This is a genomic window from Stenotrophomonas sp. 05N37, from assembly GCF_056397365.1.
In genome coordinates, this window is record NZ_JBFTNG010000002.1 from 830,822 (window position 1) to 854,394 (window position 23,573).

The following is a 23,573-nucleotide window of genomic DNA, read 5'->3' on the forward strand; positions in this document are numbered from 1 at the left end:
CCCGCGCCCACATAGGGGTGGGTGGAGGCGGAGAGTCACCGCCAAGGATCCGGAAATGAACCAAGATCAGCCCGATATCGCATCCCAGAATCCCGCCGGTGAGCCGGCTGCCGAGCCGTCCCTGCAGCAGCAGCTGGACAGCCTGCACAACGAGGTGGCCCTGCTGCGCGCCGAGTCGCTGCGCGAGCGCGCCGACCTGGACAACCAGCGCAAGCGCGTGGCCCGCGACGTCGAACAGGCACGCCGCTTCGCCAACGAAAAGCTGCTCGGCGAACTGCTGCCGGTGTTCGACAGCCTGGACGCCGGCCTCAACAGCGCCGGTGCCGAGCCCAGCCCGCTGCGCGAAGGCCTGGAGCTGACCTACAAGCAGCTGCTCAAGGTGGCCGCCGACAACGGGCTGACCCTGCTCGACCCGACCGGCCAGCCGTTCAACCCGGACCACCACCAGGCCATCAGCCAGGTCGACGCGCCCGGCGCGGCCCCGGGCAGCGTGGTCCAGGTGTTCCAGAAGGGTTACCTGCTCAACGATCGCCTGCTGCGCCCGGCCCTGGTCGTGGTCGCCCGCGATTGATCGCCAGCGGACGCTGAACGGGTTTTGCCAGCATCGGACACTGTGTTTGGTGGATGGCTTGAAAGTCCCGGCAGCGTCCCACACATCCCATTCATAACCCGGCAACTGCCGGATTCCCAGAACTTTCAGGAGTCTCCCTCATGGGCAAGATCATTGGTATCGACCTCGGCACCACCAACTCGTGTGTGGCGATCATGGACGGCGGCAAGGCCCGCGTCATCGAAAACGCCGAGGGCGACCGCACCACGCCGTCCATCGTCGCCTACACCAAGGACGGCGAAGTGCTGGTGGGTGCCTCGGCCAAGCGCCAGGCCGTCACCAACCCGAAGAACACCTTCTACGCCGTCAAGCGCCTGATCGGCCGCAAGTTCACCGACGCTGAAGTCCAGAAGGACATCGCGCACGTGCCCTACGGCATCCTGGCCCACGACAACGGCGACGCCTGGGTGCAGACCAGCGATGCCAAGAAGATGGCGCCGCAGGAAATCTCCGCGCGCGTGCTGGAGAAGATGAAGAAGACCGCCGAAGCCTTCCTGGGCGAGACGGTCACCGAGGCGGTGATCACCGTGCCGGCCTACTTCAACGACAGCCAGCGCCAGGCCACCAAGGACGCCGGCCGCATCGCCGGCCTGGACGTCAAGCGCATCATCAACGAGCCGACCGCGGCCGCGCTGGCCTATGGCCTGGACAAGGGCGACAACAAGGATCGCAAGATCGTGGTGTACGACCTGGGCGGCGGCACCTTCGACGTGTCGGTGATCGAGATCGCCAACGTCGACGGTGAGAAGCAGTTCGAAGTGCTGGCCACCAACGGCGACACCTTCCTGGGCGGCGAAGACTTCGACAACCGCGTCATCGAGTACCTCGTCGACGAGTTCAACAAGGACCAGGGCATCGACCTGCGCAAGGATCCGTTGGCCCTGCAGCGCCTGAAGGACGCCGCCGAGCGCGCCAAGATCGAGCTGTCCAGCGCCCAGCAGACCGAAGTGAACCTGCCGTACGTCACCGCCGACGCCTCGGGCCCGAAGCACCTCAACATCAAGCTGACCCGCGCCAAGCTGGAAGCGCTGGTGGAAGAGCTGATCAAGAAGTCGATCGAGCCGTGCCGCGTGGCGTTGAACGACGCCGGCCTGCGCTCGAGCGACATCAGCGAAGTGATCCTGGTCGGTGGCCAGACCCGCATGCCGAAGGTGCAGCAGGCGGTCACCGAGTTCTTCGGCAAGGAACCGCGCAAGGACGTCAACCCGGACGAAGCCGTGGCACTGGGTGCGGCGATCCAGGGTGGCGTGCTGGGCGGCGACGTCAAGGACGTGCTGCTGCTGGACGTGACCCCGCTGTCGCTGGGCATCGAGACCATGGGCGGCGTGTTCACCAAGATCATCGAGAAGAACACCACCATCCCGACCAAGGCCTCGCAGGTGTTCTCCACCGCCGAGGACAACCAGTCGGCCGTGACCGTGCACGTGCTGCAGGGTGAGCGCGAGCAGGCCCGCTTCAACAAGTCGCTGGCCAAGTTCGACCTCTCCGGCATCGAGCCGGCCCCGCGCGGCATGCCGCAGGTGGAAGTGTCCTTCGACATCGACGCCAACGGCATCCTGCACGTGTCGGCCAAGGACAAGAAGACCAACAAGGAACAGAAGGTCGAGATCAAGGCCGGTTCGGGCCTGTCCGAGGACGAGATCGCGCGCATGGTGGCCGATGCGGAAGCCAACCGCGAAGAAGACAAGAAGTTCCACGAGCTGGTCCAGGCCCGCAACCAGGCTGACGCGCTGATCCACGGTACCCGTACCGCGATCACCGAGCACGGCAGCAAGGTCGGCGGCGACGTGATCGGCAAGGTGGAGTCGGCCCTGGCCGACCTGGAAACCGCCATGAAGGGCGACGACAAGGCGCAGATCGAAGCCAAGTCGAAGGTGCTGGAAGAAGCCGGCCAGGCGCTGTTCGCTGCCTCGGCGGCGGCCGAGCAGGGCGGTGCCGCCCCGGGCCCGGATGCCGGTGCCAACAACGGCGCGCACGACGATGTGGTCGACGCCGAGTTCACCGAAGTCAAGGACGACAAGAAGTCCTGATCCGGACCCGACCCGGGACGTTGCGCAGGCAGCGTCCCGTCGTCGTTTCCCCTGGGTCCTGGCAACTGCATCGCAGCTTGTCGGGGCGCCCCGGCGCAAGAGCGGACCTGGTTCCGCTCTTCCGCTTTGACGAATCCCGACTTCCGGAACCCGATTCAACACCATGAGCAAGCGCGATTACTACGAAGTGCTGGGCGTCTCCCGCACGGCGACCGAAGAAGAGCTGAAGAAGTCCTATCGCCGTTGTGCGATGAAGTACCACCCCGACCGCAACCCGGGTGACAGCGCGGCCGAAGCCTCCTTCAAGGAGTGCAAGGAAGCCTACGAAACCCTGTCGGACACCAACAAGCGGCGCATGTACGACGCGCACGGCCATGCCGCGTTCGAGCACGGCATGGGCGGCGGTGGCGGCGGTGGTGGCCCGGACATGGGGGACATCTTCGGTGACATCTTCGGCAACATCTTCGGCGGTGCCGGGGGTGGCCAGCGCCAGGCGCGTCGCGGTGCCGACGTCGGCTACGTGATGGAACTGGACCTGGAAGAAGCGGTGATGGGCGTGGAACGCCGCATCGAGATCCCGACCCTGGCCGAGTGCGACGACTGCGATGGCAGTGGTTCCGAAGACGGCAAGGTGGATACCTGCAGCGTGTGCCATGGCCACGGCCAGGTCCGCATCCAACGCGGCATCTTCGCCATGCAGCAGGCCTGCCACAACTGCAACGGGCGCGGCAAGATCATCCAGAACCCGTGCAAGACCTGCCACGGCAATGGCCGTGTGGAGGAAGACAAGGTGTTGTCGGTGAAGGTGCCTGCGGGCGTCGATACCGGCGACCGCATCCGCCTGTCCGGCGAAGGCGAGGCCGGTCCGGCCGGGACGCCGCCGGGCGATCTGTACGTGGAAGTGCGGGTGCGCGAGCACGCGATCTTCCAGCGCGATGGCGACGACCTGCACTGCGAAGTGCCGATCCGCATTTCGCAGGCCGCGCTGGGCGATACCGTGCGCGTGGCCACCCTGGGCGGGTACGCGGAAATCCGCATCCCGGCCGAAACCCAGACCGGCAAGCTGTTCCGGTTGCGCGGCAAGGGCGTGCGTTCGGTGCGCAGCCGTAGCGAAGGCGACCTGTACTGCCGCGTGGTGGTCGAGACCCCGGTCAACCTCACCCCCGAGCAGCGCAAGCTGCTGGAGCAGTTCGAGACCACCTTCACCGGCGAAGAAGCGCGCAAGCACTCGCCGAAGTCGGCGACGTTCATCGACGGCGTGAAGGGTTTCTGGGACCGGATGACGTCGTAAGCGACATCGGTTGCTGTGTTGTACCGAAGGCCCCCTGGAGACAGGGGGCTTTTTTTTTCGCCCGTATGCGGGGCAAGCAGAAGCGTGCTTCGAGCCCAGGCACGGCGGTCGGTGAGTCGGGCGCTGGGGCTCCATACCTGTTCCGGCGTCGGCCTGCGGCCGGCCCCTCACGCTGCGACGGCCCTTGCAGCACGCCGCTCCCCTCAGACGCGGAGACGAACCTTCTTTCTTTCCCGTCGCCCTGATGGGGAGGTCAATTGCACACGAGGGCATCCCGGCATCTGCGAAGCGCATCGCGTCGCGGTGCCGTGCAGTCTGCCTGCTTGCCGGGCTGATCGCGACCGATGTGGGTGACTGCGCCCGCAGCGATCACTACCCTGCCTGGATGAAAAAACGCACCCGTATCGCCCGCGGCGCCGCTCGACCACTACCTTCGGCGGCACGCCGCGCCTTGTCGGTCGCCGGGGTGGCTGCCGCCCTCAGTGCGGGCGCGGTGTCCGCCACGTCATTGGAGACATGCACGCTGGATGCGCGTGACGGGACGCTCGAGGGTCCTCTGCAGTTGCCGCCTGGCACGCGATGGACATATTCGGTGGGTGCCGACCATCCTGTGTCGTCCCTTCGCCTGGAGGGAATGACGGAGCGTCTGACGCGGCTGACGGTGGGGCACGGGGTGCAGCGCGTTGAACACACCGACACCTATGCGGACGTCAATCCGCTTCGCCGGGGGCGAAAGGAAATACTGCGGTTCCCGCTTGCGGTGGGGGCCGCGTGGGACGATGCGTTCGCCGAACCCGGCGCCGTCGCGCGGGACAACGGGACCTACCGCTACGACTACGAAGAGAAGGGCAGCAGTCGGGTGGTGGCCCTGGAGACAATCAAGCTTGGTATCGGCCGCGTTCGTGCGTACCGCATCGAGCGCAGCGCACTCTGGCGAAAGTCCAACCCCAGGTCGACGGATATGACCGGCCTGCGTTGGCAGGGGCCGGCGGCCGTCGAGGGCCTGGAGCGCAGCATCCGCTGGTACGTGCCCGCGATGGGACGGGTCGTGTTGAAGCGCAGCATCACCGCGCATCCTTCCTATGCCCTCCATCTCTCGGCCGAGAGCACCTCCCGCGATGTCATCGTCACCGAGCTGGTCGCGTTCGCGTCGCCGGGCGGCTGCCGCGTGGAAGGGCAGCCCGTCCACGCGCAACGGTTCGCCGATCGCCCTCCGCTGCATTACCCAATGGTCTTCAACGATACCTGGGAGTTCCTGTTGCAGCGTGACCCCCACGTCCCGTACCGGGAAGATCCGGCAGGGTAGACGGGCAGGATGCGGCGTAGCGGTTGGGGGATAATGGCGCGGTAGCCCCCACAGTGCCGATGCCATGAACGAATCCCTCGAAAGCCACCTGGTCCACGGTCGCCGCCAGCGCCCGGACGGTCCGTCGCCGGTCGACGTCATCTCGGTACAGTCGCAGCTGGTCTATGGCTACGCCGGCAACAGCGCGGCCGTGCCGCCGCTGCGCGCGCTGGGCGTGCGCGTGGCCGAAGTGCCCACTACGCTGCTCAGCAACGCGCCGTTCTACCCGACCACGCGAGGCCGCGTGCTACCGGCCGACTGGTTCGCCGAGCTGCTGCTCGGCGCCAGCGAGCGCGGGTTGCCGCAGCGTGCGCGCATGCTGGTCTCCGGGTATTTCGGCAGCGTCGGTAACGGCGCGGCCTTCGCCGACTGGCTGGACCAGGTGCTGCCGGCCTCGCCGCAGCTGCGCTACTGCCTGGACCCGGTGATCGGCGACACCCACACCGGCCCCTACGTGGAACCGGGGCTGGAAGCCATCTTCGCCGAGCGCCTGCTGCCACACGCCTGGCTGGTGACGCCCAATGCGTTCGAACTGGGCCGCCTGACGGGCATGCCCAGCCTTGCCGAAGACGATGCCATCGCCGCCTCGCAGGCGCTGCTGGCGCGCGGCCCGGAGTGGGTGCTCGCCCACAGCGTGGGCGGCGAACCGGGCCAACTGGTCACGCTGGCGGTGAGCCGCGAGGCGATCTGGCGCTGGTCCTCGCCGCACCTGCCGGTGGACGTGGCCGGCACCGGCGACGTGCTGATGTCGCTGCTGGTGGCCTTCCTGCTGCGGGGCGAATCGTTCGAGCAATCGATCTCGCGTGCGATCGCCGGCGTGCACGTGGCGCTGGAAACCACGCTGGCCAACGGCCACGAAGAGTTCGACGTGCTGGCCGCCGCACCGGCGGCCCTGGCGCTGCCGCAGCGCTTCGTTCCCGAGCGCCTGGCGTGAGCGCAGCGCCGGTCGTTGGCATCGTCGGCAGTGCCGGCGCCTATGGGCGCTGGCTGCGCGGTTTCCTGCAGCAGCGCATGGGCCTGGAGGTGATCGGCCATGATCCGGCCGACCCGCATTCGGATGACCCGGAGGTGCTGCTGCAGCGCGCCGACGTGCTGATTTTCTCCGCCCCGATCCGCCACACCCCGGCGTTGATCGCCGATTACGTGGCGCGCTCGGCCGGGCGCGAGGCCGGACGCCTGTGGCTGGATGTGACGTCGGTGAAAAGCGCGCCGGTCGCGGCGATGCTGGCCTCGCAGGCCGAGGTGGTGGGGTTGCATCCGATGACCGCGCCGCCCAAGGCACCTACGTTGAAGGGCCGGGTGATGGTGGTCTGCGAGGCACGGCTGGCGCGTTGGCAGCCGTGGCTGGCGCAGCTGTGCGCGGCGCTGGAAGCCGAGTGCGTGCGCGCCACGCCCGCGCACCATGACCAGGTGATGGCGCTGGTGCAGGCGATGGTGCACGCCACCCACCTGGCCCAGGCCGGCGTGCTGCGCGAGTACGCGCCGTTGCTGGGCGCGCTGCCGGCGCTGATGCCCTACCGCTCGGCGTCGTTCGAACTGGATACGGCGATCATCGCGCGGATCCTGTCATTGAACCCGGCCATCTACGAAGACATCCAGTTCGGCAATCCACACGTCGCGCCCATGCTGGACCGGCTGCTGGCACAGCTGCAGCAGCTGCGCCAGCAGGTCGGGCAGGGCGACGACGCGGCACGCGCGGCCTTCCGCCAACAGCTGCTGCTGGACAACCGCGACAGCCAGGGCGAGGCGGTGCTGGCCGAGGGCAACTACACCTTCGAACGGGTCGGCTACCTGTTGGCCGATCTGACCGAACGCAACGCGATCAGCGTGCACCTGCCTGAAGACCGGCCGGGGTCGCTGCGCGAACTGCTGCATGTGTTCGAACGCCACGCGGTCAGCCTGGCCTCGATCCACTCCTCCAGGACCCCCGCGGGTGAGGTGCATTTTCGTGTCGGCTTCATCGCCGGCAGCGACCCGACCGCGTTGTTGGCCGCCGCAGGCGAGATCGATGCGTCCGGCATCGGCCGCGTGCTGTCGCGTTGATCTGCTGCAACGCCGCATTCATCCACAGGGGGTGTGGATGAGTTGCGCACAAACATGTGGATAACCGCGCGCAGCCCTTGCCGGGAAAGGCTGTCAAGAAGGCTGGCCAGAAAATGACCAGCCGGATGCAAACTATTTTTCTTGACCTTTGTCGGGTTGTCGGGTTGCCGGGTGGGCTCAGGTGGTCAGGGTCAACTCACCGCCGCGGGTGCGGTACTGACGCCCGTCGCGGACCAGGTGGCGACCGTCGGCAAGTTCGTAGCGGGTCTCGGCGGCAGCCGCGGCGGCATCGCCTGTCTGCTCCTGCTTGAACTCGATGATGACGTAGCTTTCGCCGTTGGCGTCGGTGGCGGGGAACTGTCGGAACGACATGGAACACCTCCTGCAGCGCGGGTCTGGGACCCGCGCACGATGCAACGCACGGCGTTAGCGGTGCGTCATCAATCGATGAACTGCAGCTTGGCCAGCTCCGCGTACAGGCCACCTTCGGCCAGCAGCTCCGCATGGGTGCCCTGGGCGACGATGCGCCCGTGGTCCATCACCACGATGCGGTCGGCCTTGAGTACCGTCGCCAGGCGATGGGCGATGACCAGCGTGGTGCGCCCGGCCATCAACCGCTCCAGCGCCTGCTGCACCGCACGCTCGCTCTGTGCGTCCAGTGCGCTGGTGGCTTCGTCCAGCAGCAGGATCGGTGCATCCTTGAGCAACGCCCGTGCGATCGCGATGCGCTGCTGCTGGCCGCCGGACAGGCGCGCGCCGCGCTCGCCCAGTTCGCTCAGGTAGCCCTCGGGCAGGGCCTGCAGGAATTCATCGGCCTCGGCCGCCTCGGCCGCACGTTGCACCTCTTCGTCAGTGGCTTCCAGCCGGCCGTAGCGGATGTTGTCCAGCGCGGTGCTGGCAAACAGCGTGGGCTGCTGCGGTACCAGCGCCATCTGCGCGCGCAGTGCGGCCGGGTCGACCTGGCGCACGTCCACCTCGTCGACCAGGATGCGACCGCTGGCCGGATCGTGGAAACGCAGCAGCATCGACAGCACCGTGCTCTTGCCGGCACCGGAGGGGCCGACCAGGGCGACGGTCTCACCCGGGCGCACGTGCAGGTCGAAATGTTCCAGCGCGGCGGTATCCGGGCGCTGCGGATAGTGGAACACCACATCCTCGAAACGGATCTCTCCGCGCAACGGCTGCGGCAGTGGCTGGGGATTGGCCGGGCTGGTGATCTCGACCTCTTCCTGCAGCAGTTCGGCGATCCGGCCCATGCCGCCGGAGGCGCGTTGCAGCTCGTTCCATACCTCGGCCAGGGCACCGACCGAGCCGCCGCCGATCAAGGCATACAGCACGAACTGGCCCAGCGTGCCGGCGCTCATGCGGCGATCGATGACATCGTGCGCGCCCAGCCACAGCACCCCGACGATCGCGCCGAACACCAGCACGATGGCGGTGGCGGTGACGATCGACTGCGCACCGATGCGGCGTCGCGCGGCGCGGATCGATTCGCCCAGCGCGGCGTTGAAACGGCCGCGCTCGTACGGTTCGCGCGCATGCGCCTGCACTGTGCGCACCGCGCCCAGGGTCTCGGCGGCCAGGCTGTTGGCATCGGCGATGCGGTCCTGGCTGGCGCGCGAGATGTTGCGCAGCCGGCGGGCGCCGATGATGATCGGCAGCACCGCCAGCGGGATGCCGACCAGCGACCACGCCGCCAGGCGCGGGCTGGTCACGAACAGCATCACCAGGCTGCCGACCACGGTGACGCTGCTGCGCAGGGCCACCGACATGGTCGAGCCGATCACGCTGCGCAGCAGTTCGCTGTCGGCGGTCAGGCGCGAGACCAGTTCGCCGCTGCGGCTGCGGTCGTGGAAGCCGGCGCCGAGCGCGATCAGGTGCGCGTACAGGCGACTGCGCAGGTCCGCCACCACCTTTTCGCCCAGCAGCGAGACGAAGAAGAAGCGCGCGGCGGTGGCCAGCGCCAGCAGCACGGCGACCAGGAACAGCAGCGCAAAGGCGCGGTTGATCTGGCCGTTGTCGTTGAAGCCGTGGTCGATCATCTGTTTGACCGCCGGCGGCAAGCTCAGCGTGGCCACCGAGGACAGCGCCAGTGCCACCAGCCAGGCCACGAACAGGCCGGTATGCCGGCGCACGAACGGCCACAGCGTGCCGAGGCTGCCAAGCCGACGTACCGCCGTGGCCGGCGGGGGAGGAGTATCAGTCATTCAGGTGGCCTGGTTCGGTGCATGTTTCGATGCGGATACGATCACGGGTGGCGTCGCGCAGGCGGTTTTTCAACGGGTCGGCCTGATCGGCCGGCAGCTGCAGCCGCATCTCCACCCCGGAGGCGGTGAAGGTTTCGGCCTGCTTCTCGGCGCCATGGGCGGCCAGGGCGGCGTGCAGGGCGCCGATGTCGTCGAAGCCGGCCTGCAGCCGCAGCGTGGCCAGGGCGACCAGCGGCAGGCGGGGGGCGATGCGCAGGCACTCGGCGGCGGTGCCGCCGTAGGCGCGGACCAGCCCACCCGCCCCCAGCTTGATGCCGCCATACCAGCGGATCACCACCACCACCACGCGGTCGAAGCCCTGGCCGTCGATCGCAGCCAGGATCGGGCGACCGGCGGTACCGGCCGGCTCGCCGTCGTCGCTGGAGCGGTACTCGCTGCCGTGCCGGTAGGCCCAGCAGTTGTGCGTGGCATCGGCTACCGCCACCTGCTGCAGGAAGGCCAGCGCGGCAGCGGCATCGTCGATCGGCGCGGCATGGGCGATGAAGCGGCTGTGCTTGATCTCCAGGCTGTGGCTGACGACGGTGGCGAGCGTATCGGGCATTGCCGCCATTGTAGTGGGCTGGCTACGCCCGGGTGGGTCAGTTGTCCAGCAACTGGCGCACGTCGCGCGGCACGCGCGCTTCGGGATAGTGCTGCAGGTAGCGTTCCAGGCTGGCGCGCGCGGTCTCCAGGTCGCCGGCATCGCGGCGTTCGCGGATCCGGGTGAGCCACTGCTTGCGCGGCAGCAGCGCATCGGCATCGACGGCGGCGTCCACCGCGCTGGCCGGGGCATCGGCGGCGACCCGGGCGGGCGCCGCGCGACGCATCACCCCGGCGGCACTGCGGGCCGACTCGGCGGCCATCGGCGCGACGGGGGCCTGGTTGGCCTTGAACGGCACTGGCGCGCTGGTGGGGCTGACGCTGTCCAGCACCGGTGCCGCCGCCTCCGCCGCGCGCGCGTCGTCCTGGCGCGGGGCAGCGGCTGGCGCCGGCGGCGCGGGTGGGGCAGGTGGGGTCACGATCGGAGCCGCCGGTGCGGGCAGCCTGGGCGCGGCCTCGCGCTGCGCGCGCGGCGCGTCCGTGGCCAGCTGCGCCGCCGGCGCTGGTGGTGCCGCGGCGGGGGCCGTCGCCTGCTTGGACGCCTCCACCGGGGCCGGCGTGCGTTCGGCCGTTGCCGGGGCGCCGGCTGCCTCGGCAGGGGCAGCCGGCGGCGCCGTAGCGGCCGGTGCGCCCTCGGCCAACGGCGGCGGGGGCGATGTATCGGGCTTGAGCTGCCAGGCGATGCCCACGGCAAACACCACCGAGGCGGCCAGCCCGAGTGCCGCCGGTAGGCGCGAGCGCGGACGCCGCTGGCGCGCGATCGGTGCGGTCGCCGGCGCTTCCGCCACCGCCGTGGCGACCAGTTGCGGCTGCACGGCGGCGCGCGCGGCGGCCAGCACCGCCTCGTCCAGTGCCGCCGAGGGCGCGTGCGGCGCGGCGCGGCCGAGCAGGCGCGCCAGTTCGCGTTCTTCGGGGGTCAGCGGATCGGACGGGTTCATTCGGACACCCCTGCACGCAGCTTGTCCATGGCGTAGCGCAGCCGCGATTTGACCGTTTCACGGCCCACGCCGGTGATCTGGGCGATCTCTTCCAGGCTCAGCTCCTGCTCCAGCCGCAACTGCAGTACCTCACGCTGTTCATCGGGAAGCTGCTCCATCGCCAATTGCAGCTGGCGGCGCTGTTCGAACTCGGACAGCTGCGACTCGGGCGTATGCGTGTCGCTCATACGTGCCACCCGCTCCTCGGCGTCGCCGGGGGCGGGCGGACGGTGGCGTGCGGCGCGCCAATGATCGTTGAGCCGATTGTGGGCAATCCGGAACAGCCAGGTGGTGAAGGCGGCCTCGGGCTGCCAGCCGGCGCGGGCGGCGATCACCCGCTGCCACACGTCCTGGAACATCTCGTCGGCCAGTGCCGCATCGCGCAGCTGGCGCAGCAGGAAGCTGTACAGGCGGCTGCGGTGGCGGGCGTACAGGGTGTCGAACGCACGCAGCTCGCCGCCGGCCCAGGCCAGCATCAGCGACTCATCGGTTGGCAGGGCGGCGGCATCCACGGCGCACAGAGTAAGCGCTGGGCAGGATTCCGCATAGCTGGGCGGGCGCGCGAGGGTAACGGACGACATGGCCGGCGATGGCAGCGAAGATGAGGGGTTCAACGTACGGTGGCGCTGAACGGGGTTGCGGGCTTCCATTGCCCCCCGGTGGGCGCGCTATGCTCAGGGCAGGGGAGGTACCGGGACTCCGGTGCCAGAAGAGATGAACATGCTGTCCAGCCAGATGGTGACGTCCGTGGGGCATCCTGATCGTGACGCCGTGGTATCCGCTGCGCTTGCGCAGTCGCTGTGCGCGTTGCTTGCTGGCGACGCGCAGGTGGCGCTGGCGTGGGTGGACCCCGGGCTGGGCGAAGGCTGCCGCGCCCATCCGGCGCCGCCCCAGGGCACGGCCGCGTTGCTGGAGTCGCTGTTGGGCGATGTGGCAGGTCCCGACCGTTCGTTGCGTCGTTGGCAGGACCAGGGCAGTGAACTGGCGGTGCGGGTGCTGACGGCGGACGCCGCGCCGGATGACGGCTGGTGGGCGATCGCGCAGCAGTCCCTGCAGGATGCCCTGGCGCTGGCGCGGCAGCGCGAGCAGATCCGCTCCCTGGAGACCTCCAAGCGGCTGCAGCAGGCGCTGTACGAGATCGCCGACCTGGCCGGCGCGGACCTGGAGATGACCGAGATGCTTCGGCACTTCCACCGCGTGCTGAACTCGCTGATGTACGCGCAGAACTGCTACATCGTCGAGTACGACGACATCCGCCGGCGGGTGCGGTTCCTGTACTTCGCCGACCAGCGCGACACCTTCGAGGCCGACCCGGACCGCAGCTACGAAGAACACGAGATGCCGCGCAGCCTGACCTTCGCGCTGCTGCGCCACGGCCAGCCGTTGAGTGGGCCGTCCAACGAACTGCTGGCGGCGATGAACGATGAGTACGACCCCAGCCGTGGCCCGGAGAGCCTGGACTGGATGGGCGTGCCGATGCTGCGCGAGGGCCGCGTATGCGGCGCCATCGTGGTGCAGAGCTACGAGCAGCGCGTGCGCTACAACGAGGCCGATCGCACCCTGCTGGGCTACGTGGCCCAGCACATCCTGACCGCGATGGACCGGCGCCAGGCACAGGTGCAACTGGAGCGCCAGGTGGAGCGGCGCACGCTGGAACTGCAGCGCGCCAACCGCAGCCTGCAGGACGAAGTGGTGGAACGCCGGCGCGCGGAGAAGCTGCAGCTGGCGCTGTTCAACATCGCCGAGATGGCGATGAGCGCCGAAAGCCTGGCCCAGTTCTACGTGCAGGTGCACGGCGTGGTCGGCACGCTGCTGGATGCGCGCAATTTCTACATCGCGCTGGTCAACGAGGGCGGCGACGGGCTGGATTTCGTCTATTCGGTGGACGAGTACAACGCCTCGCGCGCACCGCGTCCTTTCAGCAAGGGGCTCACCGAGTTCATCGTGCGCAACCGCCAGCCGTTGCTGGCCTCGCGCGAACACATCGACGCACTGCGCGCCTCCGGCCGGGTCCGCGAGTTCGGCGCGCGCTCGCATTGCTGGCTGGGCGTGCCGCTGCTCAGCGACGATGACGTGGTGGGAGTGATCGTGGTGCAGAGCTATTCGCCGGAGGTGAGTTTCACCGCGCACGACCAGCGTCTGCTGACCTTCGTTGCGCAGAACATCGGCAATGGCCTGGCCCGCCAGCGCGACCAGGAACGCCTGCGCAACGCGCACGCCGAGCTGGAGAAGCGCGTGGAGGAACGCACCCGCGAGCTGGCCGAGGTCAACGACAAGCTGCTCGGGCAGATCGGCGAGCGCCTGCGCGCCGAACAGCGGCTGACCCACCAGGCCATGCACGATGCGTTGACCGGGTTGCCCAACCGCCTGCACCTGCTGGATCGGCTGGAAGATGCCATCGCGCGCGCGCGGGTGCCCGACGGCCCGCGCTTTGCGGTGCTGTTCCTGGACCTGGACCGCTTCAAGCTGGTCAACGACAGCATCGGCCACGCCGCCGGCGACCAGATGCTGGTCGAGGTGGCCAAGCGGATCGTGTCGATGATCGGCAGTGGCGACGTGGTGGCGCGGCTGGGCGGCGACGAATTCGCGATCCTGCTGCAGTGCGAACACGGGCTGGAGACCGCGCGCGATTTCTCGCAGCGGATGCTGGTGGCGCTCGAAGAATCGATGTGGGTGCAGGGCCGGGAGCTGTTCCCGTCCGGCAGCCTGGGCATCGCCCTGTGGAACCCGCGCTATCGCAACGGCGAGGAGCTGGTGCGTGACGCGGATGCGGCCATGTACCGGGCCAAGGCACAGGGCAAGGACCGCTGCGCGGTGTTCGACGAGGCCATGCGCGAGGAGGCGCTGCGCAGCCTGGACCTGGAAGCGGACCTGCGCCGGGCGATCATCAACCGCGACTTCCTGCCGTACTACCAGCCGATCGTGCGCCTGGGCGATGGTGCGGTGGTGGGCTACGAGGCGCTGCTGCGCTGGCAGCACGAGCGCCGCGGGTTGCTGCTGCCGAGCGCATTCCTCGACCTGGGGGAAGAGAGCGGGCTGATCGAGCAGGTCGACTGGCTGCTGTACGAGGACGTGATCGGGCAGCTGGCGCAGGGCGGCGAAGGCTACCTGTCGGTCAACGTGTCGCCGCGGCATTTCCGGTCGGCCGACTTCAGTGCGCGCCTGTTCGGCCTGATCGAGGCGGCGGGCGCGGACCCGCGCCGGTTGCGTCTGGAGATCACCGAGGTGGCGTTGCTCGACGACGGCCCGCGCACGTTGCGCATCCTGCAGCAGCTGCGCGAGCGCGGGGTGCTGGTGCAACTGGATGATTTCGGGACCGGCTTCTCGGCGCTGTCCTACCTGCACCGGTTCCCGATCTCCACCTTGAAGATCGACCAGAGCTTCATTGCCGGCCTGCACGGGCAGGACATGCAGAGCACCTACGCTCTGGTGCAGGGCGTGCTGTCGCTGGCGCGCACGCTGGGCATCGAGACGGTGGGCGAGGGCATCGAGAACGATGCGCAGCGCCGGACCCTGCTGCAGTTGGGCTGCGACTACGGGCAGGGCTACCTGCTGGGGCGGCCGGCGCCGATGGAGACGTTCGCGGCGAAGTAGTGCCGGCCGTTGGCCGGCACCTCCTCGTCAACGCATCCGGGGATCAGCGCAACGCGGCCTGGCGCTTTTCGTCGATCCACTTGGAGGCCTGGGCCGGCTGGTAGGCGCGCATCCAGTCCAGCATGGCGTCGATGTCCGAGCCGTACCAGAGGTCGGCGCGCTGTTCCGGGTGCAGGAAACGCTCTTCCACCATGCGGTCGATCATGCCGATCAGCGGGGCATAGAAGCCGTCCACGTCCAGGAAGGCGCACGGCTTGTTGCCGATCCCAAGCTGGCGCCAGGTGAGCATCTCGAAGATCTCTTCCATGGTGCCGAAGCCGCCGGGGAGGGCCACGAAGGCGTCGGAGAGGTCGAACATGCGCGACTTGCGCTCATGCATCGAGCCGACGATTTCCAGCTCGGTCAGGCCACGGTGCGCCACTTCCCAATCGGCCAGCTGCTGGGGGATGACGCCGGTGACCTTGCCGCCGCCTTCCAGCACGGCGTTGGCCACGGTGCCCATCAGGCCGACATTGCCGCCGCCATAGACCAGGCGCAGGCCGTCGCGGGCGATGCGATCGCCGAGGGCGATGGCGCGCTCGGTGTAGACCGGCTTGCTGCCGGGGTTGGAACCACAGTAAACGCAAATCGACTTCATTGGATCTTCCTGTGTTCAGAAACTGACGCGGCGGAAACGAAAAAGCCCCGCCGATGACCAGTGTTCCGGTCTCGTGACGGGGTGTCGTTCCGCGGATGCGGGCGGTGATTATCGCGCGTTACGGGCGTGGAGGCCAATCGGCGATCGGAGACGGCAGCCGACCAGCGGTCGGCGTTACGGGGTGATGGCAGCCGGCCGACGGTCGGCGTTACGGGGTGATGGCAGCCGGCCGACGGTCGGCGTTACGGGGTGATGGCAGCCGGCCGACGGTCGGCGTGATGGCAGCCGACCAACGGTCGGCGTTACGGGGTGACGGCAGCCGACCAACGGTCGGCTCTACAGGCGGAGGGCGGGCGACCGTTGGGGTCAGGCTGCCTGCGACTGTTGCCGGCGCGGGCCTTCCTTGAGTGCCCGGCCGACCAGCCCGACCAGCAGGTCCAGCTCGTCGCTGTCCATGCCGAAATGCGGGGTGAAGCGCAGCGAGTTCTCGCCGCCGTGGATGACGTTGATGCCGTGGTTGCGCAGCCACTCTTCGGTGGATCCGGTGCCGTAGCACTTGAACTGCGGGGCCAGTTCACAGGAGAACAGCAGGCCGGTGCCCTGCACCTTGGTGATCAGCCCGCCCAGCTCGCCCTTGAGCTGCTCCAGCTTGCGCACGGCCTCGGCCCCGCGCACGCGGATGTTCTCGCGTACCTGCGGCGTCAGCAGCGACAACGTGGCGCAGGCCACGTCCAGGGCGCGCGGGTTGGAGGTCATCGTGTTGCCGTAGATGCCCTTGCGGTACAGCTGCGCGGCATGCTCGGTGACGGCCAGCACCGACAGCGGGAACTGCGCGGCATTGAGTGCCTTGGAATAGGTCTCCATGTCCGGCGCGTCCAGGCCCTCGAAGCCGGGATAGTCGACGATGGACAGCACGCCGTGGGCGCGCAGGCCGGCCTGGATCGAGTCGATCAGCAGCAGGCTGCCGTGCTGGCGGGTCAGGTCGCGGGCCAGGGCATAGAACGCCGGCGGCACCGAACGGCCCGGGTCGCCTTCGCCCATGACCGGCTCCAGGAACACGGCCTCGATGAACCACTGGTTCTGCTCGGCCTCGGCGAACACCCGCTTGAGCGCCTCCTCGTCATACGGCGCCAGCGCGATCACGCTGTCTTCCCCGCGGTAGCTGGCCAGGTGCTGCACGTAGGTCTTGCGGCTGGAATCGGAGTACAGGCCCGGGCGGTCGGTACGGCCGTGGAAGCTGCCCTTGATCACCACGCGCTTGATCTTCGCCCCCGCATGGCGGGCGCCCGGATCGGTCTGCAGCTTGGCGTTGACGTCGGCGATGCGCGCGGCCAGGCCGACCGCTTCGGAGCCGGAATTGAGGCACATGAAGCGGGCGAACGGGCAGCCGCCGAGGCGGTGGCCGATCTCCTTGCGCAGGGCCTGGATGAAGCGCTGCTGCGAAAGACTGGGGGTCATCACGTTGGCCATCACCTGCGGGGCGGCCATGGCGGACAGCACCGCCTCGGGGGTATGCCCGAAGCCGAGCATGCCGTAGCCGCCTGCGTCGTACAGCACCGCGCCCTTCAGGGTGACCACCCAGGCGCCACGCGCGGCGAGGGCAACGTAGGGGGTGACGGCATCGTCGGCGTAGAAATTGACGAAGCCATCCTGCATCGCGTCGATCTGGGCGCGCTCGTCCAGCGCCAGCAGATCGCCCAGGTCGGCGCGCACGCGCTCGAATTCGGCCGCGGCGGCGTCGATGGCCGCCACCAGCTGCGGATGGCCCGCGGCGAGGCGCTCGAGGCTGGCGTCATCCAGGCCGGCGGTGAGACGGGTGCCGGGCTGGGCGCGAAGGGGGGCAAGACGTTCGATGAAGCTCATTGCAGATCTCCTGAAACGATTGGCGGCACGGCGGAAATGCAAAACGCGCGTCTATTCGCGCGCGCTCGGGGTATTCCTGCTCGTGCATCTGACTTCCATCTCGATGCTAGCACGCGGTTTTTCGCGCGATAACCCCGCAGAAAACTGTTGCATAGCAGCATTTTGCGCGACGTTCGCCCGATCGCGCATTGCCACCGAGGGCCAGTCGTACAATGGCCGACATTGCCTACACGTTGCCGTGCGCTCCCTTGAAGAAGTCCGATTTCAACTATGAACTGCCGCCTGAGCTGATCGCGCAGGCGCCCCTGGCCGAGCGCTCGGCCAGCCGCCTGATGCTGGTCCCGCAGGCCCCGGCCGCGTTCGAGCATCGCCACGTGCGCGACCTGCCGGACCTGCTCAACCCTGGCGACCTGCTGGTGTTCAACGACACCCGGGTGATTCCGGCGCGCCTGTTCGGGCAGAAGGCCAGTGGTGGCCGGGTCGAGATCCTGATCGAGCGCCTGCTGGGCGCGCAGCAGGCGCGGGCCCAGGTGGGGGCGAGCAAGTCGCCCAAGCCGGGCAGCCGGATCGCCCTGGATGCCGGTGGCGAGGCCGAAGTGCTGGGGCGCGACGGGGAGTTCTACGTGCTGCAGTTCCACGTGCCCGAGGCGCTGGAGCAATGGCTGCTGCATGCCGGCCGACTGCCGCTGCCGCCGTACATCCAGCGCGAGCCAGGGCTGGACGACCGCGAGCGCTACCAGACCGTGTTCGCTCGTGAAGTGGGCGCGGTGGCCGCGCCTACGGCCGGCCTGCATTTCGACGAGGCGCTGCTGGCGGCGCTGTCGGCCAGGGGCGTCGAGGTCGGCCATGTCACCCTGCACGTGGGCGCGGGCACCTTCCAGCCGGTCCGGGTGGATGACCTGACCGACCATGTGATGCACCGCGAGTGGCTCAACGTGGGCGCCGAACTGGTCCAGCAGGTGCGCCGCACGCGCGCGGCCGGCGACCGGGTGATCGGGGTGGGGACCACGGTGGTGCGCGCGCTGGAGAGCGCGATGCGCGACGGCGAACTGCTGCCGTATGCCGGGGAGACCCAGATCTTCATCACCCCCGGCTACCGCATCCGCAGCGTGGACGCGATGGTGACCAACTTCCACCTGCCGGAAAGCACCCTGCTGATGATGATTTCGGCCTTCGCCGGGCAGGAGCGGGTGTTCGAGGCCTACCGGGCCGCGATCGCGGAGAAGTACCGGTTCTTCAGCTACGGGGATGCGATGCTGCTGTTCCCGCAGGGGTAAAGGGCCGCCGGCAGGGCAGGCGGGCGGATTTTCGGCGATAATCGGCAATTATTTGCCCGAATCCTGCTCCATGTCCCGACTCCAGTTCCAGCTCCAGACCACCGACGGCCGCGCCCGCCGCGGCCGCTTGACGTTCCCGCGCGGGACCGTGGAAACCCCGGCGTTCATGCCGGTGGGCACCTACGGGTCGGTCAAGGGCATCCTGCCCGAGCAGATCCGGGCGCTGGGTGCGGAAATCATCCTGGGCAATACCTTCCACCTGTATCTGCGCCCGGGCCTGGACGTGATCGCCGACCACGGCGGCCTGCATGGCTTCGCGCGCTGGGACGGGCCGATCCTGACCGATTCCGGCGGTTTCCAGGTGTTCTCGCTGGCCCATCGGCGCAAGATCACCGAGCAGGGCGTCACCTTCGCCTCGCCGACCGACGGTGCCCGCGTGTTCCTGGGGCCGGAGGAGAGCATGCGCATCCAGAAGGTGCTCGATTCGGACGTCGTGATGATCTTCGACGAGTGCACCCCGTACCCGGCCACCGAGCCGGTGGCGCGCACTTCGATGGAGCTCAGCCTGCGCTGGGCCCAGCGCAGCCGCAACGCGCATGACGCGCTGGGCAACGACGCGGCGCTGTTCGGGATCGTCCAGGGCGGGGTCCACCACGATCTGCGCAGCCGCTCCGCCGAGGGCCTGCAGCAGATCGGGTTCGACGGCTACGCCATCGGCGGGCTGGCCGTGGGTGAGCCGGAACACGAGCGCAACGCCATGCTCGACCACATGCACCCGATCCTGCCGGCCGACCGCCCGCGCTACTTGATGGGCGTGGGCCGGCCGGAGGACCTGGTCGAAGGCGTTGCCCGTGGCGTGGACATGTTCGATTGCGTGATGCCCACCCGCAACGCCCGCAACGGCCACTATTTCACCTCGTTCGGCACCGTACGCATCCGCAACGCCCGCTACGAGCGCGACATGGACACCATCGAGCCGGGCTGCGGCTGCCACGCCTGCACCAGTGGCTACACCCGGTCCTACCTGCGCCACCTGGACCGCTGCAACGAAATGCTGGCACCGATGCTGGGCACCATCCACAACCTGTATTACTACGAAAAGTTGATGGCGGACATGCGCGCGGCCATCGCGGCGGGAACCTTTGCCGCCTTCCGCGAGTCCTTCTACGCGGCCCGTGGCATGGCCACGCCGGCCCTGTAAGGCCTGCCGCCTGCTCCGGGTCGGCGCGCCGACCCTGCCAAACGGCCCAAGGACGAACTCCCGGGGCCATGGCATACTTCGTGGCTGACCACCGTTTCGCGGCGACTCCCCGGCCCACCTGGGCGGGGCGCCTCCCAACCCAAGGACACAAGATGAACCTGCTCGCTTTCCTGATTCCCGCCGCCCACGCCCAAGCCGCTGGTGGCCAGCCGCAGGGCATGGGTCTGACCACGCTGCTGTTCCCGATCATCCTGATCGCGATCATGTACTTCCTGATGATCCGCCCGCAGATGAAGCGCCAGAAGGAACACAAGGCCATGCTGGAGAAGATCAAGCGGGGCGACGAAGTGCTGACCAACGGCGGCATCGCCGGCGTGGTCACCAACATCGGCGACAACTTCATCACCATCGAAGTGGCCGACAACGTGCAGATCCGCGTGCAGAAGGGCGCCGTGGGCAACGTGCTGCCGACCGGCACGCTGAAGTCGGCCAACTGAGCCACTCCTTTTCCGAAGCACAACCGCGGCGCCGGGACGGGCGCCGCGCGGGACCCAAGCAATGCTCGAATTTCCACGCTGGAAGTACTTCGTCATCCTGATCGTGCTGGCGCTCAGCACCCTGTACGCGCTGCCCAACATTTACCAGAAGGACCCGGCCGTCCAGATCACCGCCAACCGTGGCGGGCAGATCGATGACGCCCTGCGCGATCGCGTGCTGGCCGAGCTGAAGAAGGCCAACATCACCACGATCGGCGCGGAGAAGGAAGGCGACAGCCTGATCGTCCGCCTGGCCGACCTGAAGGCGCAGGCCGCCGCCAGCGATACGCTGCGCGACACGGTCGGCGAAAACTACGTGGTGGCGCTGAACCTGGCGTCGACCGTGCCGGAGTGGCTGGCCAAGCTGGGCGGCCGCCCGATGGTGCTCGGCCTGGATCTGCAGGGCGGTGTGCACTTCGTCCTGCAGGTCGACCAGAAGGCCGCGCTGGACAAGCGCCTGGACGCCTACGCCGAAGACGTGCGCACCAGCCTGCGCGATGCCCGCATCGCGTACCAGTCGGTGGAGCGTCGCACGGACAACAGCATCGTGGCGACCATCAGCCCGTCCGCCGGCGCCGATGCGGTGACCCGTGCGCGCGAGGTGATGGCCAAGGCGCAGCCGACGCTGGGCTATGAGGTCACCGACAACCGCATCGCGGTCAAGGTGCCCGAGGCCGAGTTGAACCAGATCGCCAATGGCGCGATCGAGCAGAACATCAACACCCTGCGCAACCGCGTGAACCAGCTGGGCGTGGCCGAGCCGATCATCCAGCGCCAGGGTGCCGACCGCGTGGTCGTGCAGCTGCCGGGCGTGCAGGACACGGCTGAAGCCAAGCGCATGATCGGTGCCACCGCGACGCTGGAATACCGCGCCGTGGTGGAAGGCAACGCGCAGGATGCGGTCGCCAGCGGCCGCATCCCGCCGGAGGCCAAGGTCTACCAGCGCCGCGACAGCGGTGGCCCGGTGCTGCTCAACAAGCGCGTGATCGTGACCGGTGACCAGATGGTCGCCGCGCAGGCCACCACCGACCAGAACGGTGCGGCGGCGGTCAGCGTGACGCTGAACAACGTCGGCGGCCAGCGCATGTTCGACTTCACCAGCGCCAACGTGAACAAGCCGATGGCGGTGGTCTACACCGAGCGCATCCCGACCGTGAACATGGTCGATGGCAAGGAAGTGCGCAGCTTCCGGGTCAAGGAAGAAGTGATCTCGGTGGCCAACATCAATGGCGTGTTCGGCAAGAACTTCCAGACCACCGGCCTGGAGAAGAAGGAAGCCGAAGACCTGGCCAAGCTGCTGAAGTCGGGCTCGCTGGCCGCGCCGATGGACTTCGTGGAAGAGCGCGTGGTCGGCCCGAGCCTGGGTGCGGAGAACGTCAAGAACGGTATCACCGCGGTGGTCTACGCGTTCCTGTTCACGCTGGTGTTCTTCAGCATCTACTACCGCATGTTCGGCGTGATCACCTCGCTGGCGATGCTGTTCAACCTGCTGATCGTGGTGGCGGTGATGTCGATGTTCGGCGCCACCATGACCCTGCCTGGCTTCGCCGGCCTGGCGTTGTCGGTGGGTCTGTCGGTGGATGCCAACGTGCTGATCAACGAGCGTATCCGCGAGGAGCTGCGTGCGGGCATGCCGGGCAAGACCGCGATCGTGACCGGTTATGACCGCGCCAGCGGCACCATCCTCGACGCCAACCTGACCGGCCTGATTGTCGGTGTGGCGCTGTATGCATTCGGCACCGGTCCGCTGAAGGGCTTCGCGCTGACCATGATCATCGGTATCTTCGCTTCGATGTTCACGGCGATCACCGTATCGCGCGCCCTGGCGACGCTGATTTACGGCCGTCGCAAGAAGCTCCAGAACGTGGCCATCTGACGGGACGACACGCACAATGAAACTGTTTCCGCTGCATATCCTCCCGAACGACACCAAGATCGACTTCATGCGTTGGCGTCATGCCGCCATGGTGGTCACCCTGTTGCTGTTCATCGGTTCGATCGCGCTGATCGCCACCAAGGGCTTCAACTACGCGCTGGACTTCACCGGCGGCACCTTGATCGAAGCCCGCTTCGAGCGCCAGGTGGACGTTGAAGATGTCCGCGCCAAGCTCGAGGCCAATGGTTTCGAGGGTGCCCAGGTGCAGAGTTTCGGTGGCAACACCGATCTGCTGATCCGCCTGGCACCGCAGGGTGAGCACGCGCCTGGCACCGGCAATTCGGCCAGTGACCAGCGCACCGCCGCTGCGGTGGTGAAGGCCATTTCGCTGGACGACAACAAGGCCACGATCCAGCGCAACGAGTTCGTGGGCCCGCAGGTCGGCAAGGACCTGGCGATGAACGGCCTGTACGCCACGCTGTTCATGCTGGTGGGCTTCCTGATCTACATCGCGTTCCGTTTCGAATGGAAGTTCGCGATCACGGCCAGCATCGTGGCGCTGTTCGATCTGCTGGTGACGGTGGCCTACATTTCGGCGATCGGTCGCGAGTTCGACCTGACGGTTCTGGCGGGCCTGTTGTCGGTGATGGGCTTTGCCATCAACGACATCATCGTGGTGTTCGACCGCGTGCGCGAGAACTTCCGCAGTCTGCGTGTGGAGCCGCTGGAGGTGTTGAACCGGTCGATCAACCAGACGCTGTCGCGTACGGTGATCACGGCGGTGATGTTCTTCCTGTCGGCCCTGGCGCTGTACCTGTACGGCGGTACGTCGATGGAAGGCCTGGCCGAGACGCACATGGTGGGCGCGGTGATCGTGGTGCTGTCCTCGATCCTGGTGGCCGTGCCGATGCTGACCATCGGTGCGCTGCGCGTGACCAAGCAGGACCTGCTGCCGAAGGCGAAGGACATCGAGGCGCTGGAGCGTCGTCCGTAAGGCATCGGTTGGCTGATGGACCTGAAAAGCCGCGCTCTGCGCGGCTTTTCTCTTTTTGCGCGGCACGGGCATGGTCAAAGGCGAGCGGCTGGAATGCCAACGCCGGCGTCCTTGTTGCGCGGGAGGGAGGATGGCGGGCAGCCCCGCGCAGGACACGCCGTGAACCCGTCCATGGGGGCTCGACATGCGCCATCCATGGCGCATGACGGTCCTGCACGGGGCTACCCGCCATCCTCCGGAGGGTTCGGCGCGAACTGGACGGTAGAGCCGGCGGGCACTTTTTGCGACGCACGGGCATGGTCAAAGGCGAAAGGCTGGAATGCCAACGGCGGCGTCCTTGTTGAGGGTGAGGGAGGATGGCGGGCAGCCCCGCGCAGGACACGCCGTAAACCCGTCCATGGGGGCTCGACATGCGCCATCCATGGCGCATGACGGTCCTGCACGGGGCTRCCC

19 protein-coding genes are annotated in these 23,573 nt (G+C 68.1%); 12 read left to right on the plus strand and 7 right to left on the minus strand.

Going from position 1 to position 23,573, the window contains the following annotated elements:
• The first annotated feature begins 55 nt into the window (after window positions 1-55).
• The 6 genes from grpE (at window position 56) to AC1DGC_RS10495 (ending at window position 7,319) form a co-directional block, all read left to right on the plus strand.
• On the plus strand, window positions 56-571 hold the full coding sequence (gene grpE / locus AC1DGC_RS10470; RefSeq protein WP_394164475.1) for a nucleotide exchange factor GrpE: 516 nt from the start codon (window positions 56-58) through the stop codon (window positions 569-571).
• Between the two features lie 140 nt (window positions 572-711).
• Window positions 712-2,640, plus strand: a complete 1,929-nt coding sequence (gene dnaK, locus AC1DGC_RS10475; protein WP_259208307.1) for a molecular chaperone DnaK — start codon at window positions 712-714, stop codon at window positions 2,638-2,640.
• A gap of 163 nt (window positions 2,641-2,803) precedes the next feature.
• On the plus strand, window positions 2,804-3,931 hold the full coding sequence (gene dnaJ / locus AC1DGC_RS10480; RefSeq protein WP_259208309.1) for a molecular chaperone DnaJ: 1,128 nt from the start codon (window positions 2,804-2,806) through the stop codon (window positions 3,929-3,931).
• A 634-nt stretch (window positions 3,932-4,565) separates the two neighbouring features.
• The gene (locus AC1DGC_RS10485) at window positions 4,566-5,237 is read left to right on the plus strand and encodes a hypothetical protein (protein ID WP_478047790.1); all 672 of its coding nucleotides are present in this window, start codon (window positions 4,566-4,568) and stop codon (window positions 5,235-5,237) included.
• Window positions 5,238-5,301: 64 nt separating this feature from the next.
• Window positions 5,302-6,210, plus strand: coding sequence for a pyridoxal kinase (gene pdxY, locus AC1DGC_RS10490; protein WP_259208313.1), 909 nt, complete (start codon window positions 5,302-5,304; stop codon window positions 6,208-6,210).
• Window positions 6,207-7,319, plus strand: coding sequence for a prephenate dehydrogenase (locus AC1DGC_RS10495; RefSeq protein ID WP_478047791.1), 1,113 nt, complete (start codon window positions 6,207-6,209; stop codon window positions 7,317-7,319). The genes pdxY and AC1DGC_RS10495 overlap by 4 nt, the downstream gene beginning before the upstream one ends.
• 177 nt (window positions 7,320-7,496) lie before the next feature.
• On the opposite strand, the gene AC1DGC_RS10500 is transcribed toward AC1DGC_RS10495, so the two are convergent.
• From AC1DGC_RS10500 to AC1DGC_RS10520, 5 genes are all read right to left on the minus strand, one after another.
• The gene (locus tag AC1DGC_RS10500; protein WP_259208318.1) at window positions 7,497-7,691 is read right to left on the minus strand and encodes a hypothetical protein; all 195 of its coding nucleotides are present in this window, start codon (window positions 7,689-7,691) and stop codon (window positions 7,497-7,499) included.
• Between the two features lie 68 nt (window positions 7,692-7,759).
• Window positions 7,760-9,526 carry an ABC transporter transmembrane domain-containing protein gene (locus AC1DGC_RS10505; protein WP_394164471.1) on the minus strand — a complete coding sequence of 589 codons (1,767 nt, stop codon included), beginning with the start codon at window positions 9,524-9,526 and terminating at the stop codon, window positions 7,760-7,762.
• Window positions 9,519-10,127, minus strand: a complete 609-nt coding sequence (locus tag AC1DGC_RS10510; protein WP_478047792.1) for an IMPACT family protein — start codon at window positions 10,125-10,127, stop codon at window positions 9,519-9,521. The genes AC1DGC_RS10505 and AC1DGC_RS10510 overlap by 8 nt, the downstream gene beginning before the upstream one ends.
• A 37-nt stretch (window positions 10,128-10,164) precedes the next feature.
• A complete protein-coding gene (locus AC1DGC_RS10515) occupies window positions 10,165-11,103 on the minus strand; it encodes a hypothetical protein (protein WP_478047793.1) in 939 nt (312 codons plus the stop codon).
• A complete protein-coding gene (locus AC1DGC_RS10520) occupies window positions 11,100-11,654 on the minus strand; it encodes an RNA polymerase sigma factor (RefSeq protein ID WP_259208618.1) in 555 nt (184 codons plus the stop codon). Before AC1DGC_RS10520 ends, AC1DGC_RS10515 begins: the two co-directional genes overlap by 4 nt.
• A gap of 202 nt (window positions 11,655-11,856) precedes the next feature.
• Here AC1DGC_RS10520 and AC1DGC_RS10525 point away from each other — a divergent pair, with 202 nt between their 5' ends.
• Window positions 11,857-14,736 carry a bifunctional diguanylate cyclase/phosphodiesterase gene (locus AC1DGC_RS10525; RefSeq protein WP_259208325.1) on the plus strand — a complete coding sequence of 960 codons (2,880 nt, stop codon included), beginning with the start codon at window positions 11,857-11,859 and terminating at the stop codon, window positions 14,734-14,736.
• 43 nt (window positions 14,737-14,779) lie between these two features.
• Here the strand turns inward: AC1DGC_RS10525 and AC1DGC_RS10530 are convergent, their stop codons facing one another.
• Complete coding sequence (locus AC1DGC_RS10530; protein ID WP_394164468.1) at window positions 14,780-15,373, minus strand: LOG family protein; 594 nt, start codon at window positions 15,371-15,373, stop codon at window positions 14,780-14,782.
• 366 nt (window positions 15,374-15,739) lie between these two features.
• Complete coding sequence (locus AC1DGC_RS10535) at window positions 15,740-17,236, minus strand: aminotransferase class III-fold pyridoxal phosphate-dependent enzyme (RefSeq protein WP_478047794.1); 1,497 nt, start codon at window positions 17,234-17,236, stop codon at window positions 15,740-15,742.
• 212 nt (window positions 17,237-17,448) lie between these two features.
• On the opposite strand from AC1DGC_RS10535, the gene queA reads away from it, so the two are divergent.
• The 5 genes from queA to secF all read left to right on the plus strand — a co-directional run bounded on the left by queA (window position 17,449) and on the right by secF (window position 23,120).
• Window positions 17,449-18,513, plus strand: a complete 1,065-nt coding sequence (gene queA, locus AC1DGC_RS10540; RefSeq protein WP_478047795.1) for a tRNA preQ1(34) S-adenosylmethionine ribosyltransferase-isomerase QueA — start codon at window positions 17,449-17,451, stop codon at window positions 18,511-18,513.
• Window positions 18,514-18,583: 70 nt separating this feature from the next.
• Window positions 18,584-19,714, plus strand: a complete 1,131-nt coding sequence (tgt, locus tag AC1DGC_RS10545) for a tRNA guanosine(34) transglycosylase Tgt (RefSeq protein ID WP_478047796.1) — start codon at window positions 18,584-18,586, stop codon at window positions 19,712-19,714.
• Window positions 19,715-19,866: 152 nt separating this feature from the next.
• Window positions 19,867-20,211, plus strand: coding sequence for a preprotein translocase subunit YajC (yajC, locus tag AC1DGC_RS10550; RefSeq protein ID WP_259208337.1), 345 nt, complete (start codon window positions 19,867-19,869; stop codon window positions 20,209-20,211).
• Between the two features lie 61 nt (window positions 20,212-20,272).
• On the plus strand, window positions 20,273-22,126 hold the full coding sequence (gene secD, locus AC1DGC_RS10555) for a protein translocase subunit SecD (protein ID WP_259208340.1): 1,854 nt from the start codon (window positions 20,273-20,275) through the stop codon (window positions 22,124-22,126).
• 16 nt (window positions 22,127-22,142) lie between these two features.
• Window positions 22,143-23,120: a protein translocase subunit SecF gene (gene secF, locus AC1DGC_RS10560; protein WP_259208341.1), complete on the plus strand. Its 978-nt coding sequence runs from the start codon at window positions 22,143-22,145 to the stop codon at window positions 23,118-23,120.
• Window positions 23,121-23,573: the final 453 nt, after the last annotated feature.

What these genes read in the sequence shown, in the direction of transcription:
- grpE (WP_394164475.1), top strand. Translation starts at nt 56, where the DNA reads ATGAACCAAGATCAGCCCGATATCGCATCCCAGAATCCCGCCGGTGAG.
- dnaK (WP_259208307.1), top strand. Translation starts at nt 712, where the DNA reads ATGGGCAAGATCATTGGTATCGACCTCGGCACCACCAACTCGTGTGTG.
- dnaJ (WP_259208309.1), top strand. Translation starts at nt 2,804, where the DNA reads ATGAGCAAGCGCGATTACTACGAAGTGCTGGGCGTCTCCCGCACGGCG.
- AC1DGC_RS10485 (WP_478047790.1), top strand. Translation starts at nt 4,566, where the DNA reads ATGACGGAGCGTCTGACGCGGCTGACGGTGGGGCACGGGGTGCAGCGC.
- pdxY (WP_259208313.1), top strand. Translation starts at nt 5,302, where the DNA reads ATGAACGAATCCCTCGAAAGCCACCTGGTCCACGGTCGCCGCCAGCGC.
- AC1DGC_RS10500 (WP_259208318.1), bottom strand. Translation starts at nt 7,691, where the DNA reads ATGTCGTTCCGACAGTTCCCCGCCACCGACGCCAACGGCGAAAGCTAC.
- AC1DGC_RS10505 (WP_394164471.1), bottom strand. Translation starts at nt 9,526, where the DNA reads ATGACTGATACTCCTCCCCCGCCGGCCACGGCGGTACGTCGGCTTGGC.
- AC1DGC_RS10510 (WP_478047792.1), bottom strand. Translation starts at nt 10,127, where the DNA reads ATGCCCGATACGCTCGCCACCGTCGTCAGCCACAGCCTGGAGATCAAG.
- AC1DGC_RS10515 (WP_478047793.1), bottom strand. Translation starts at nt 11,103, where the DNA reads ATGAACCCGTCCGATCCGCTGACCCCCGAAGAACGCGAACTGGCGCGC.
- AC1DGC_RS10525 (WP_259208325.1), top strand. Translation starts at nt 11,857, where the DNA reads ATGAACATGCTGTCCAGCCAGATGGTGACGTCCGTGGGGCATCCTGAT.
- AC1DGC_RS10530 (WP_394164468.1), bottom strand. Translation starts at nt 15,373, where the DNA reads ATGAAGTCGATTTGCGTTTACTGTGGTTCCAACCCCGGCAGCAAGCCG.
- AC1DGC_RS10535 (WP_478047794.1), bottom strand. Translation starts at nt 17,236, where the DNA reads ATGAGCTTCATCGAACGTCTTGCCCCCCTTCGCGCCCAGCCCGGCACC.
- queA (WP_478047795.1), top strand. Translation starts at nt 17,449, where the DNA reads ATGGCCGACATTGCCTACACGTTGCCGTGCGCTCCCTTGAAGAAGTCC.
- tgt (WP_478047796.1), top strand. Translation starts at nt 18,584, where the DNA reads ATGTCCCGACTCCAGTTCCAGCTCCAGACCACCGACGGCCGCGCCCGC.
- yajC (WP_259208337.1), top strand. Translation starts at nt 19,867, where the DNA reads ATGAACCTGCTCGCTTTCCTGATTCCCGCCGCCCACGCCCAAGCCGCT.
- secD (WP_259208340.1), top strand. Translation starts at nt 20,273, where the DNA reads ATGCTCGAATTTCCACGCTGGAAGTACTTCGTCATCCTGATCGTGCTG.
- secF (WP_259208341.1), top strand. Translation starts at nt 22,143, where the DNA reads ATGAAACTGTTTCCGCTGCATATCCTCCCGAACGACACCAAGATCGAC.